The 14,301-nt window shown below is 38.3% G+C and carries 8 protein-coding genes; 4 read left to right on the top strand and 4 right to left on the bottom strand.

Annotated elements, in window-relative coordinates; all coding sequences use genetic code 11:
- The first annotated feature begins 491 nt into the window (after positions 1-491).
- From HEQ36_RS11860 to HEQ36_RS11845, 4 genes are all read left to right on the top strand, one after another.
- Positions 492-1,352: a transcription factor RcaD gene (locus HEQ36_RS11860; protein WP_168637040.1), complete on the top strand. Its 861-nt coding sequence runs from the start codon at positions 492-494 to the stop codon at positions 1,350-1,352.
- Positions 1,353-1,410: 58 nt separating this feature from the next.
- Positions 1,411-3,468, top strand: a complete 2,058-nt coding sequence (locus tag HEQ36_RS11855; RefSeq protein ID WP_168637039.1) for an ATP-binding protein — start codon at positions 1,411-1,413, stop codon at positions 3,466-3,468.
- Between the two features lie 29 nt (positions 3,469-3,497).
- Positions 3,498-6,218, top strand: coding sequence for a DNA translocase FtsK (locus HEQ36_RS11850; RefSeq protein ID WP_168637117.1), 2,721 nt, complete (start codon positions 3,498-3,500; stop codon positions 6,216-6,218).
- 97 nt (positions 6,219-6,315) lie between these two features.
- Entirely contained in the window at positions 6,316-7,200 is an 885-nt protein-coding gene (locus tag HEQ36_RS11845) for a ParA family protein (RefSeq protein ID WP_039203575.1), read from the top strand.
- Positions 7,201-7,670: 470 nt separating this feature from the next.
- Here HEQ36_RS11845 and HEQ36_RS11840 read toward each other — a convergent pair whose 3' ends face one another.
- The 4 genes from HEQ36_RS11840 to nagA all read right to left on the bottom strand — a co-directional run bounded on the left by HEQ36_RS11840 (position 7,671) and on the right by nagA (position 14,026).
- Positions 7,671-8,270: a superoxide dismutase gene (locus HEQ36_RS11840; protein WP_027404913.1), complete on the bottom strand. Its 600-nt coding sequence runs from the start codon at positions 8,268-8,270 to the stop codon at positions 7,671-7,673.
- Positions 8,271-8,810: 540 nt separating this feature from the next.
- On the bottom strand, positions 8,811-10,427 hold the full coding sequence (locus HEQ36_RS11835; RefSeq protein ID WP_168637038.1) for a bifunctional pantoate--beta-alanine ligase/(d)CMP kinase: 1,617 nt from the start codon (positions 10,425-10,427) through the stop codon (positions 8,811-8,813).
- A gap of 145 nt (positions 10,428-10,572) precedes the next feature.
- Positions 10,573-11,688, bottom strand: a complete 1,116-nt coding sequence (locus HEQ36_RS11830) for a septal ring lytic transglycosylase RlpA family protein (protein ID WP_168637037.1) — start codon at positions 11,686-11,688, stop codon at positions 10,573-10,575.
- A 1,162-nt stretch (positions 11,689-12,850) separates the two neighbouring features.
- Positions 12,851-14,026 carry an N-acetylglucosamine-6-phosphate deacetylase gene (gene nagA, locus HEQ36_RS11825; RefSeq protein WP_168637036.1) on the bottom strand — a complete coding sequence of 392 codons (1,176 nt, stop codon included), beginning with the start codon at positions 14,024-14,026 and terminating at the stop codon, positions 12,851-12,853.
- Positions 14,027-14,301 lie beyond the last annotated feature (275 nt).

Below are 14,301 nucleotides of genomic sequence, written 5' to 3'. Positions count from 1 at the left end.
TAGTTAAACTTTTGTGAATTGTCAAAGATAGAATGATCTGGTCATCTAAAAGATGATACATATAAATCTCGCTATATGGTGGAATTTATTTAAGTAGAACGGCTTGAATAATTCAAAGTTTGTAGTGAGGAATTTATTCGTCATTTGAGGGCTGAAGCCCTCACTACGAAATCATCTCCAGATTTTTTACATTACTTAATCTACTTTGATTTATTTTCGTCTACTTACTTAATATCTGTATAAAATTTTTCTAAAAAAGTCCAATGGATAGAAGATCCAAGTCTTCCCAATTTTTTGATGTCATGGAAGCTTGTAGAAAAACTCTAGAAAAAATCCGTCTTTTATTTAGAAAGTAATCAGTGAAAACTTGGATAATATTTTGAGTTTTTAGGGAAAAATCGCTCTTATTAGAGTTAATATAGGAACTGTGTGTTATTTTTTTGTGATTCGCGCTAAAGTAGTCAAGTATCGAATACAGCAAGACTAACCGTATGGAAACGAAAGAGTTAAAGTTCATCTTAAAACTGTTGGGATGTCCGAATTATCGTACTGGCTTGAGTTCCAGCACTTTTGATAGTTTTAAAAGTGAGAAAAACAAAATTTGTCGAGATTTGGGGGAACTGGAATATGTAGACTATTCCCGCGAAATTGCCACAGTCAAGATTTTACCTCCTGGTCAAGCACTACTGAAACTCGACTCGGCACAATTACCTATTGATGATAAAGAACTCAAGGTACTGGAGAAGATAGGTAAGAGTTCTGGAAAAATAGCCCCCAGTGAAATCAAAGTTTCATCACTAAAATCAGATGAACGAGACGCAATCTTAAAAACCTTGGGTGAACGGGGTTTAATTGCTGCTGAAATCAAGATGAAAAGGGTTAAGGCTGAAGTTTGGTTAACGGAAAGAGGAATTGAGTTTTTGCGGGATGAATATAATCCCCATAAAGGTGCTAACCCTGTTATTAGTTTGGAATTGCTGGGTAATTACTTGCGCTTTTTGCGGAAGAATTTGCGGGTTAAGCCAGAACAAGTTTCTACTTTAGTTTCTGATAATATGGAATCACATTCTGATATTACTAGCAATATCAGTGATGAAGAAATTTTAGAGACTATCAAGAAATTAGATAGGGAATTGGGTACAGAGAATTATTTACCAATTTTCCATTTACGGCAAAAGTTACAACCGCCTTTATTACGAGATGATTTAGATCAGGCGTTGTATAGGTTACAAAAAAGTGACAAAATTGATTTTAGTACCTTACAAGAATCTAGTGCTTATACACCAGAACAAATTGACGCGGGAATTCCTCAAAATATTGGTGGACAACTGTTCTTTATCATAGTTAATTAACAGTCTTCCAAATATTTTTCATTTTTTCATCACTTCCTCCTCTCACTCACCTATATCTATGACAGACATTAACAACATTATTAAACGCGAGGTCAACCCTTTTGACATCGAAATGAAACATCTAGAGTTTTGGGCTGACGAAGAAGACTCATTACTAATGGTTGAATCAATTCATAAAAATGCAATAAGAGAGATTGAAGAATTACTAGATTTAGTGGGTAAAGATCATCGTAGTCGTACAGTTTTACTAGAAGGTGAATCTGGTTCTGGCAAAACTTATTTACTAAGACGGATTAAACGCTCATTTAATAGCAAAGCATTTTTTGCTTATATCCTCTGTAGCTGGGCTGATAGTACCTACATTTGGCGGCATATTTTACGTCATACTGTTGATAGTTTAATTCAAGTTCCTGAAGGAGAAAAAGAATCACAGTTAATGTTGTGGCTCAAAAGTTTAACTGCATTTACAAGAAGTGATATAAAACAAAGAATATTTAATGATAATTTTTGGGAAGCATTACAAAGCAATCGCAAAAAATTCATCAAACACCTCAAGGATACTTATAAACAAGCAGGTATTTATAACCCTGATATGTTTTTTGGAGTGTTGCATGATCTCGCAAATCCAGAATTATATGATTTGGCTTGTGAATGGTTGCGTGGTGATGATTTAAATGAAGATTCTATGCAAGAAATCAAAGTCAAAACCTGCATTGATACAGAAGATGCTGCAAAAAATATCTTAGCCAACTTTGGCAGAATTTCCACACAAACCCAACCGATTGTTTTATGTTTTGATAATTTAGAGACTATGCCCCAGTTACCAGAAGGTTTTCTGGATATACAACCTTTTTTAAATGTCAACACAACTATTCATGGAGAAAATCTAAAAAATTTCTTGGTAATAATTAGCGTTATTACTAATACGTGGAATCGGCATCTTGACCGAATTTTCCCAGCCGATAAAGCAGGAATACATCAAAAAACTAAGTTAAAAGATATTACACTAGAACAAGCCGCATCACTCTGGAATTATCACTTAAAACCATTACATCAACGAGCAAATCCCACACCTGAATCTGCTATTTTTCCACTAAATCTCCAAATGTTGGAGAAAAACTACCCCGGTAGTAAAACTAAACCTAGAAATACACTAATTTTAGGTCGTGATGAATATCAAAAATATAAAGGTTCATTATTAGATGAAAAAACTGTTCCTAAACCTATAATCATTGTTCCACCACGACATCAAGATAATCAAGATACAACTCAAGCAGAATTTGAATTATTATGGCAGCACGAATACACGAAAAGCCAGGGGAAAATTACCAAGATTTCTTTGTTATCATCACCTGATTTAATTCAGATGTTGCAACAGTCTATATCTACTTTAAAAGTACAGGGAGTTAAAACTAAACTTTTAAGCGGAAAATATGCTAGTTATTCCTTGAGTTATCAACATCCTACAAATCGGGAAAAATTGGGTATAGTTTGGACAGAAGACTCAAATATGACTAGTTTTTATCATGTAATGAATGCTTGTCAAATAGTAATTCAAAAAAATCTCTGTCAAACTATGCACTTAATCCGTGCTGGAGATTTAGGAAAACCAAACCTAGCGGGAAATCAACTCTATAGACAGATTTTCACCAATACTAATCATGTTCATATTAAACCAAGTCTGGCTTCTATTCACTACTTGGCAACATATCAAGGTTTGATAAACTCTGCCAAATCTCAAGAATTGGTAATTGGTGGGAAAACGATTAATTTACAAAGACTAGAAACTTTAATTAATGAATCTGAGATATTGAATCAATGTACTTTATTACAGGATTTAGATATTGTTGCTAAATCAAATCGAAAGTCAGAAACAAATGGTAAAGAAGGAAAAGATTTAAGACCTGTTAAAAATTTCCTATTAAATCTCGTGAAAACTCAAGCATTTATGGGAGTACCTACTTTAATTTCACAAGCAGTTAACCAATTTCCTGATGTAAAAGAAAGTGAAATTCGGAGTCTGATTGAACAACTATGTCAGGAAGATAAAGTTAAAATTGTTAACCCCGACGAAAAGCCAGAAGCTCAATCAATTTGTTTAGTTCTTCACAAGTAATCTATCCAGCACATTTTTTATATCAGCCAATGCACTACCTGACAGAAGCTTCTGAAATTTACAAGCAAATTTCCCAACTGTCCCTATCTAAAACTCTATGGATAGATACGGAAATTGCTGATTGGTACACTGATAAACCAAAATTAGCACTAATTCAGGTATTGGCTGATTATACAGATTTAAATGGTGAATCTGCTTACATTTTTGATGTTTTAGATAAACCTGATTTGGCTGTATATTTCATTAACCAAATCATGGTTAATTCCCAAATTGAGAAAGTTTTTCATAATGCTGGTTTTGATTTAAAATATTTGGGGAAGGAACTAGCAGAAAATGTGACTTGTACCTTCAAAATAGCGAGAAAAATCACCAAAGAAGTCTTACAAACTACTAACTTAAAACTAAAAACTCTAGCTGCTGAACTCTGTCAATTTTCTCATGTAGACGCAGAAGAAGGAAGCAGTGATTGGGGAAAACGTCCCCTGACTCAAAAACAGTTAAACTATGCAGCAATGGATACAGTTTATTTAGCTGCTGTTCATTATCGCTTACTGGAAATATCCAATCCTGATGTTATCAGTCGTGTATTTAATATGGTAGATCACAAATCTGAAAATTCCTCTTTAACTCCCACTAAAGTTAGATTAGCTTTTGAATGTCCCCGACTATTTTATCTAAATCACCATTTTAATGGTAAAGCAATATTCTCTCCTAAAGATACTCTTGGGGGTGTTGGTAATGTTTTTCATAAATTAGCAGATGATTTTATTAATTTACTGCTGATTGAACCCAGATTTAAAAGTTTATTTAATCCATCTGCAACACAATTAAATCTAGATCAAATTACATCGGAAATTCAACAATTATTCTATCAAATTAAGTTCTTTCCCTATTTACAAAATGCAATTGCAAAAGACGCGAGTAAAGCCTCTCTACTGCTACAAGTTTGGCAAGGTTTACAAGGATTAATTAAAAAGTTTACTGAATTGTTGATCATCAATCGCCGTTATTGCAGTGCAGAAACAGTTATTCAGAATACTTTTATTTCTGAAGAACGCAGTTTAGAATATTACTTTGATTTACCTAATGGGACAAAACAATTAATTAGAGGTGAGTTTGATTGTCTGGTTTTTAATTTTGAACTTAAACGCCTTTGTATGGTAGAATTTAAAACCTATCAACCTGTAGATTCAGCAGCACAATTAGCGCAAGTTTCTCTCTATAGTTATATGTTATCGAAGCGGAAAAAACCACCTATTGATTCTGCTGTTTATTGTGTTTTACCAGAATTTAAAGAATACAAATATTCTTGGGAACAGCTAGAAAATACAGTTCATCAATTAATTCCCTATAAATTATTACAAATGCAACAATGGTTGAGTTGGGAATCTCCCAATCCTAACCCACCACCTGCGACAACTCAACCTCATTTATGTGAAATTTGCCCCCAACAACAAAAGTGTCAGACTTTTTTCGATGTTGAATCTAATGCACCGCCAAATAAAGTTATTCCAGATAATGACAATCCTGATTTTATAGCACCTTCCAAAAAACGAGAAGATACATCTGACTCTTCACATTATTTGGAAAACCCAACACGAAACCTAACCCCCCAACCCCCTTCCCTACCAGGGAAGGGGGAGAATTCAAAGCCTCTCTCCTGCAAGGAGAGAGGTTTTTCAGATACTTTTAAAAGTCAGAAAGATACATTTATTAATGCTGATGAAATTGGCGCATCTTTAGTGGCAATTCTAGAATCTTTTAAGGTTAATGTAGATTATTATGGTGCTGATGTAAGTCCGGCATTTATTCGGGTGAAAATTAAACCACATTTAGGTGTGAAAGTTCCTTCAATTCTCAGATTATCCGCTGATTTACAAGTACAATTAGGGTTAGAATATCCGCCTTTAATTGCTCCCCAAGCTGGTTATGTAAGTATTGATTTGCCGCGTCAAGATAGACAAATTGCCAAATTTGAAGATTATATTCAAAAGCAGTTTTTACCCCCAACAGCACCCGTAAAAATTGCTATTGGAGTGGGTATTGATGGGAAGTTATTAGAGGCTGATTTATCAGATCCGAATACTTGTCATTTTTTGGTGGGAGGAACAACAGGAAGCGGAAAAAGTGAATTTTTGAGATCCTTACTTCTCAGTTTAATCTATCGTCATTCTCCCCAACATCTCAAAATTGCCTTAGTTGACCCCAAGCGGGTAACATTTCCCGAATTTGAACAAATGTCATGGTTATATGCACCAGTTGTCAAAGATAGCGATCGCGCCGTAGAATTAATGCAGGAACTAGTTGCAGAAATGGAATCTCGTTATCAAAAATTTGAAAAAGCTAAATGTGCAGATTTAACCACCTATAATCAACGTTCCTCCCCAGCTTTACCGCGTATTGTCTGTATATTTGATGAATATGCCGATTTTATGGCAGAAAAAGAAATTCGCACCATATTAGAACAAAGTATCAAACGTTTAGGCGCAATGGCAAGAGCCGCAGGTATTCATCTAATTATTTCCACACAACGCCCAGAAGCCAGTATTGTCACCCCAATTATCCGTTCTAACCTACCTGGACGAGTCGCCCTACGTACCTCCAGCCAAGCAGATTCATGTATTATTCTGGGTGGACCTAAAGAAACAACAGCAGCCTATTTATTAGGCAAAGGTGATTTAGTTTACCAAGGTGGTTCGCACGGACAACGTCTTCAAAGCTTATTAGCACAAACTATTAAACTACCTTAAAAAAAAGATCCCCGACTTCTCTAAGAAGTCGGGGATCTAAATTTATTAGATAATATAAACGCTATATCATTGGGAAAGCGTCAGTAGAGGAATTAAAATGGGATATGTAATTGCAACCGCAAACATGAAAGGTGGAGTTGGTAAAACCACCATTACCGTGAATATAGCCACCTGTTTAGCCAAAAATCACGGAAAAAAGGTACTTGTTTTAGATTTAGATAGTCAAATCAGTGCCACACTGAGTTTAATGTCACCTGTTGATTTTGCCAAACGTCGCAAACAAAGAAAGACATTTAGATATTTACTAGATCAAATTATCAACCCTGAACCAGAGGCAAAATTTACAATTGGGGACATCATTCAACCTGAGATTTGTAACCTGACTGGATTAAACTTATTACCAGGAGACATAGATTTATATGATGAATTTTTGGTTTCAGAAATGCTGCATAATCAATCAGTAGCGTTAGGAGAACAGGATTTTGAAACCATCTGGAATCGCTTTGAAAGGGTCTTAATTAGAGATATTTTAGAACCTATCCGGAATGAATATGATTTTATTCTTTTAGATTGCGCTCCCGGTTATAATCTCTTGACTCGAAGTGCTTTAGCTACCAGTGATTTCTACATTCTTCCCGCTAGACCAGAACCCCTATCTGTAGTCGGAATCCAACTTTTAGAAAGACGCATTGGGCAATTAAAAGAAAGTCATGAACATGAAGCCAAAATAGATATTAAAATGTTGGGAATTGTCTTTAGTATGTCTAATGCCAATCTCCTGAATGGCAGATATTATAAACAGGTAATGCACCGAGTTATCGAAGATTTTGGAGTAGATAAAATCTGTAAAGCTCAAATCCCCGTTGATGTTAATGTTGCCAAAGCTGTTGATAGTTTTATGCCCGTTTCTTTACTAAGTCCAAATACAGCGGGTTCTAAGGCATTTATGCAGTTAACTCAGGAATTATTGCAGAAATTGTAAATTAACAATATAGCAGTAAGTAGGTTGGCGTTGAAAATTGTCGTTATGGCAAGGCAAAAGGCAAGAGGCAAGAGGCAAGAGTGAAGAGGGTTTAGGCGATTTTACATTTCTTTACACAGTTTGGTTTTATTGTGTTCACCTACTTATACACTCCTGAACTCCTGATAGCGCAGCGTGGCGTTAGCCATACTTCTAGCCCTCACAGATAACTTTTTCAGCAAGCCCTAAATAGTATTAATTTAGAGGGTGTTTGAAAAGTCACGATTGCTGTATCAAATGTTTTACCCCTCCCTAACCCTCCCCTTATAAAGGGGAGGGAACTGGATTTTCTTGTTTCTCCCCTTTGTAAGGGGGGTAACAATGTGATGAAAATTACGGGATACCACTTTTAAAACATCCTCTTAGAGATTGGATAAGGGGTAATAAGTAAAAATATTACCCATTACCAATTACCCATTACCCATTAAAATCTAAGCAGCGAAATTTGCAGCGACAAAATCCCAGTTCACCAAATTATCTAAGAAATTCTTGATGAATGCAGGACGGGCATTTTTGAAGTCAATGTAATATGCGTGTTCCCAAACGTCAATGGTTAACAGAGCTTTTTTACCGTGTGCGAGGGGGTTTTCGGCGTTGGGGGTTTTCATTACTTTCAGAGTACCACCATCATCAACCAACCAAGCCCAACCACTACCGAATTGAGTTGCAGCAGCGTTAGAAAATTCTTCTTTGAATTTGTCGAAACTACCAAAATCCTGATCAATTTTAGCAGCTAATGCGCCTGTAGGAGCGCCGCCACCTGCGGGTTTTAAGCAATTCCAAAAGAAGGAGTGATTCCAAACTTGAGCAGCATTGTTGAAGATTCCAGCTTTGGTAGAATCACCAAAAGCGATTTGAATTACTTCTTCCAAAGACTTGTTGGCTAATTCTGTGCTATCAACAAGCTTATTCAAATTATCTACATAAGCTTTATGATGCTTACCATAGTGATATTCAAAGGTTTCAGCCTTCATGCCATAGGATTCTAAAGCATCAGAAGCAAAAGGTAAAGCTGGTTGGGTAAATGCCATTTTGTGAAATCCTCTCTTTACTGTTTTCTAGTTGAAAGCTATTGCCATAGCTAGGCAAATTACAGGTTTCGTATTTAGTAAGCCCTACTTAATCCTGCAATACAAAACTTAACATTGTCATTCTACTACCAAAGTGGAAATTTCCACCAATTAGTTTATAAACAAAGCAAATTCCATCTATTTAGCTTAAACTCTTAACTTCTCTCTGTTGACTCTGCGCCTCTGCGTGAACAAAAAGCCCGGTTTAAAATATACAATTATTAACTCAGACTAATATCCACCTCAAGAAAGATGAATCTATCTGAAACTAGTTTAGGATGTAGTTCAAAGCACTAAAAATTAAAATGGTGAGTTAGTCGGCGCTCACCACTGTTTTGAAGTCCTTTGAGACTTCCAAATAAAAAAATGTCCCAAAACTGATGCAGAAATTCTCTCTCTGTGTACTCTGTGCCTCTGTGGTTCGTTTCTTAGGATAATTTATTTCTTGGAAGTCTCTTTAGGAATTTGGGCGCAGGCCCTGCGCCCCTACGTTCTGGTGATCTACCAATGGGATAGCCGCTGGTTGTAATGGCTAATGATTTGTGCTGCTACTTCAGAAGCAGTTAAACCGTCGGTTTGGAGTTCAATGGCATCAGCCGCTTTTTGCAAAGGGGAGACTTTCCGGGTGCTATCTTTGAAGTCGCGTTCAGCAATCTCCTGTTCTAGTTGTTCTAAACTCAAGATTGAACCTGTTTTTTGAAAGTCTTGCTGACGACGACGCGCTCGTTCACCGACGGAAGCGGTTAAGAAGATTTTAATTTCCGCATCTGGAAAGACGTGAGTGCCTATGTCTCGACCTTCTGCTACTAACCCCCCGCGTTGTCCCCAACTTTGCTGCTGTTTGACCAAGGCTTGACGCACTGCACTTTGGGCAGCGATCGCCGATACAAGAGATGTTACCTCAACAGTGCGAATTTTTTGAGTGACATCAATATCATTAATCTGGACTCTCACGGGAGTTTGCAAACTTTGACTGGGAGTGAGGTCAATTTTGCAGTGAGTGGCTAATTCCGCCACAGCACAATCATCATCAATAGCAATTCCCTGTTCCATGACTAACCAAGCGATCGCCCGGTACATAGCACCAGTATCTAAGTACACCAAACCTAATTCCTGTGCCACTTGACGAGCCACAGTAGATTTACCAGCACCAGCCGGACCATCAATAGCAATGATCGGTTGGCGGAGTCCATCATTGCCATCGCGCAGAATCGTATTATCAATTAACCTTGTAGAACCAAGACGAGCAGCGATCGCCAACATTCCTTCATCCTCAACTTTTTCTAAAAACATCAACGTATTCGGTTCAACCAATTCAATATATTCCAAGCTGATATTGCTAACTTTTGCGATTTCTTGCCGCGCCAATGCTATGAGTTCACCACTGTCACGAACGCCAGCCCGAAACGCCGCTTCAGCTTGCCGTAAACCTTTAAATAACACAGTTGCTTGCTCTTTTTCTGTAGCCGTCAAATATTGATTACGAGAACTTAAAGCCAAGCCGGACACATCCCGCACCGTAGGACAAGCAACAATTTCTACTGGCAAATTCAAATCAGCTACTAACCGTTTAATAATTGCCAATTGTTGACCATCCTTTTGTCCAAAGTAAGCTCGGTCAGGTTCTACCAAGTTTAAAAGCTTAGTGACAATAGTTGCCACACCAGTAAAATGACCTGGACGAAAATTACCACACAAGCTAGATATCATATCAGATGGAGGGATCACTTGTGTCACTTGAGTTTCTGCTATATTCTTCCCCGGTACACCAATTTCTTCCGGAGTTGGGGCAAAAATCACATCAACTCCCGCCTGTTCACAAAATTCTCGGTCTTGTGCCAAAGTGCGAGGATAGCATTGATAGTCCTCGTTGGGTCCAAATTGTAGGGGATTGACAAAAATACTCACAATTACCGTCGCATTTTCCTGTCTAGCCCGTTTAATCAAACTTAAATGCCCCTGATGTAAACCTCCCATAGTTGGCACTAAACCAACCGCTGTGGGATACCAACTGGTTTGTTCATCAAGTCCCAGATCATCTGGTAGCCTCAGATGGCTTTGCCAGCGACGACGATTTAAATAGCAGCGTAAAGCTACAACTGTTGTCAGCACACGCACAAAATACCCCTAGTTTCTATCCTTTCCCCCGTTAGTGTATATCCGATAGCGCAGCGTGGCGCAAAGGATAATTGGGAGATAAAATAGAAGAACCAGGGGTATTTAATCGTGAAAAGCGAAAACGGAGTCGGAACTAGGAAACGGGTTATTTTCCTAAAACCTCAAGACTAACTGGAGCAACACCACTGCTGATCATACCCAAGAGCCGAGCAGCGCCGGCGGAAAGGTCAATAATTCGACCCCGGATGAAAGGTCCTCGATCATTGATTCTGACAACAACAGAACGACCATTACGGGTGTTAGTGACACGGATTTTTGTTCCCATCGGTAAGCTACGATGAGCCGCAGTTAATCCTTCGGGATTATATCTTTCACCACTAGCGGTTTTATTGCCAGAACCATCATATCCATACCAAGAAGCCATCCCTTGGAAACTGAGATTGACATTACCGAAGGCAATCTTCCGGGGTAGACTAGCACTAGAAACTGATTTACTAGCGGGTAAGTTAGCAATTCTCTGAATGGGAGATGCGTTGCCGATGAGTCTCCGCAGTCTGTTAGTTGCTTGTAAGGCATCTTGGGCAAGATTTTCTGTGGTATCTGCTAATCTAGTACCTTCATTGACTTCTACCAGTTCTTGACCGTCAATGGTAATGGTGTAGCGATCCACTGACGGTTGTTTACGGAAGAAGCCTTTTTTATTGGCTTTATTGTTAATTACGGAATTATCCGCTGTTTTCCAACTGACAGTAATCTTGCTGGCATCTACATTGTTCTGGATCAGTTCGTTAATTCTAGCGGCAATCACACTAGCTTTCTGAATTGGATCATTGTCAATAGAGCTAACTTGTTTGTTAAAATTGATTGTATTACCAGCATTGCTAAAACTGGCAACTTTGGCTGTATTGGTAGCAACAAGAGAGTCAGGATTGATATTCTCATTATTGCCAATTACTCCAACTTTAGTTTTGTTGTTAGTAACTGGGGTAGAACCCAAAAAAGTCAGAACAGGAATGTCCCGAACATAAAGAGTAGCTGCTTGTAAACCTTTAATACTGTGAGGATAAATCCTAGTAATCACAGCATCCAAGGTGGGGTTTTCTGTTGGGGATTGGTATTCTCCTACTTTGACTGCATCACTGATAGATGATGCTTGCCTAGTTGGGGAACTTTCCTCACTGGTTTGAGTTCGACCAACTGAGGGTAAACCCAAAACGGCCAGAATTACGGCAACTGTAGTCCACAAATGTCTTTGATTCATGCGTCCGATTTTAAAGCGACTGTAGAACTTAAGTTTTTTGATTAGCGTGGGTTTCACCTTGTGAACAGTGACTCTCGCCGGAAACTTTAACCCGTTCCGCTTTCACTTTGTGTTTTGTAACTCGAATACATTAACATGAATTTTCGGACTTGGGGATCAGGGTTTTAGCGGAAGTCTGAAAGAAATGTCCAAATTTATAGTTGAGTTTGAGCTTGTAACCCGTGATTAATTCAGGACTTTGGCTATGTAACGTTTTTTTTAAGATTTTTATATTTTCTTCGGGAAACTTCATATTAAGCGATCGCCCAATTTGACAATTACTACCTAATATTTATTCTCAGTAGTTGTAAATTATGAAGTATCGAAAAATCATCCAGTTACTTGGTGTTTCGATGAAATTTTACTGCCAATAGTTGACTCTTCAAAAGATATCACCAGCCTAAACATAATCTAGACAAAGATTAAATTGTCAAAATACTTGGACTCTTTTCGCCCAGTACATGATTTTTTATCTACATTTTTAGTAAGTAAATATATTTAAAATGTCTACATAATTAGTTGCAATTAAAACAATTACTGTCAAGCAATAACAGTGATTTATTTCCAGTAAGTATTTATTCTTATCCCCAAATAAAAAATTAATGAGACCATAGAAAAATGGCATTAAACGCGCACAAATGCACTTATTGAGTATATAAAAATACATACTTACTTGTTGCTACGGAATAAAATCAGTAATCAATTTTATATCAAGCTATTAAACATACATATAATTCGGAAAATACAGAAATGTTATCATCAGCACTTTTAGGCATTTTCCAAAACTTGTATTCCCAGTATAAATCCCTGAAAGATAGTGTAGTCGCTAACTATAACTCCAACTCGCCAAAGTAAATTCAGCGTCTGGGGTTGCCTGAGTTTAATATAAATAGTCATCCTGCAATACCTTGTCCATTTTTTGTAGGTCGGGTTAAGCGACAGCGCAACCCGACGCATTTGTTGGGTTATGGCTATGGCTCCTACGTCGCCACGCAAGCTATCGCCACACTATGGCTAACGCCTCCCGTCAGGGATACGTGAACGTACCTCAATCCAACCTACAAATCAAGACTTTTTTCGATTTGAACAAGGTATTGATCCTGAAAACTAATTACAGCAGGAGTCAGGAGTCAGGAGTAAAACTGTTCGCTACAGTTAACCGTTTCCATGTCAGTTCTTTACCAACCTCATCCCATTTCCAACGTAATAAGTGGGCGGGTTGTTGGGCGGCAAATTTTGGTAAGTTGATAGCTTGCCTGGGTGCGTCTGTAGCGAGGCTAACGGCGGTTTCTAGGTCACAAATTCCCCATTTCACTAGATTTTGAACTCCAGTTAATAATGGTAGGGTTGTTCCTGATAAAGTGCCATCTTGTAATCTGGCTGTACCGTTGATAACTTCTATTTGTCGGGTATCCCAAGGATAGATGCCGTCAGGTAATCCTAATGGTGCAAGGGCATCACTGACAATAAATAACCTTTCACTGGCACGCAGAAGAATTTTTAAGATCATTGGGGTAACGTGCTGACCATCGGCAATGAAACCACAAAACACATCAGGATTGTTCATGGCTGCGCCTAATAAGCCCGGTTCACGGTGGTGTAGGGGTGGCATGGCGTTGAAGGCGTGGGTGATCATTGTAGCGCCTTGAGTAAAAGCTTGTTGGGCTTCTGTAGCTGTGGCTTGTGAATGTCCTAAGCTGACGGTGATTCCCAAAGAACCCAAATATGGGATGACTTTACCTGTGGTGTCTAATTCTGGTGCGAGAGTGATGACTTTGACAATATGGGCATAATCTCCTAAGACCCGTTTAACTTGATCTATGGTGAGGGGAAGAAGATATTCGGCTGGATGTGCGCCGCGTTTGTAGTAGTTTAAAAATGGACCTTCTAAATGGACTCCGAGAATTTGGGCGGAGGTTGGAGAATTGGGGGTATAATTGGCGAGAATGGCGAGCGATCGCTGAATATTTTCGATGGAGGTTGTCACTAGGGTGGGTAAATAACCGTCAACTCCTGCTTCCCACAGAAATGAAGAGATTTTTGGCAGCATAAAGGAATTGTCTGCTGTTAATTCCGGGAAGGCTAATCCTAGTCCACCATTGATTTGTAAATCCACACCACCTAAAGAAATCCAGTCTCCAGCTACATCTAAAATTTGTAAGTTTTGTGGTACAACTTTTTCCCATGCTGTGTTCATGGGCATAATTTCCTCAATTATGCCTGCTTGGTTAACCAAAATTCTTTGTAAATCTTGATAACCGGGTACTTTTGCGTTGATAATATCTACATTTGCCAGCATGGTATTTTTGTCAGTTGTTAGTTGTCAGTTGTTAGTTGTTCGTTGTCAGTTGTCAGTTGTCAGTTGTCAGTTGTCAGTTGTCAGTTGTTAGTTGTCAGTTGTCAGTTGTCAGTTGTTAGTTGTCAGTTGTTAGTTGTTAGTTGTTAGTTGTTAGTTGTCAGTTGTTAGTTGCACAAGAATATTTCTCCCCTTTTACTTCCCCAACTCCCCCAACTCCCCCAACTCCCCCAACTCCCCCAACTCCCCCAACTCCCCCAACTCCCCCAACTCCCCCA

It is taken from the genome of Anabaena sp. 54 (genome assembly GCF_017355725.1).
In the GTDB taxonomy this organism is placed as follows: domain Bacteria; phylum Cyanobacteriota; class Cyanobacteriia; order Cyanobacteriales; family Nostocaceae; genus Dolichospermum; species Dolichospermum heterosporum.
Note: the sequence above shows the minus strand (reverse complement) of the source record. Positions and strands in the feature narration are given on the sequence as shown.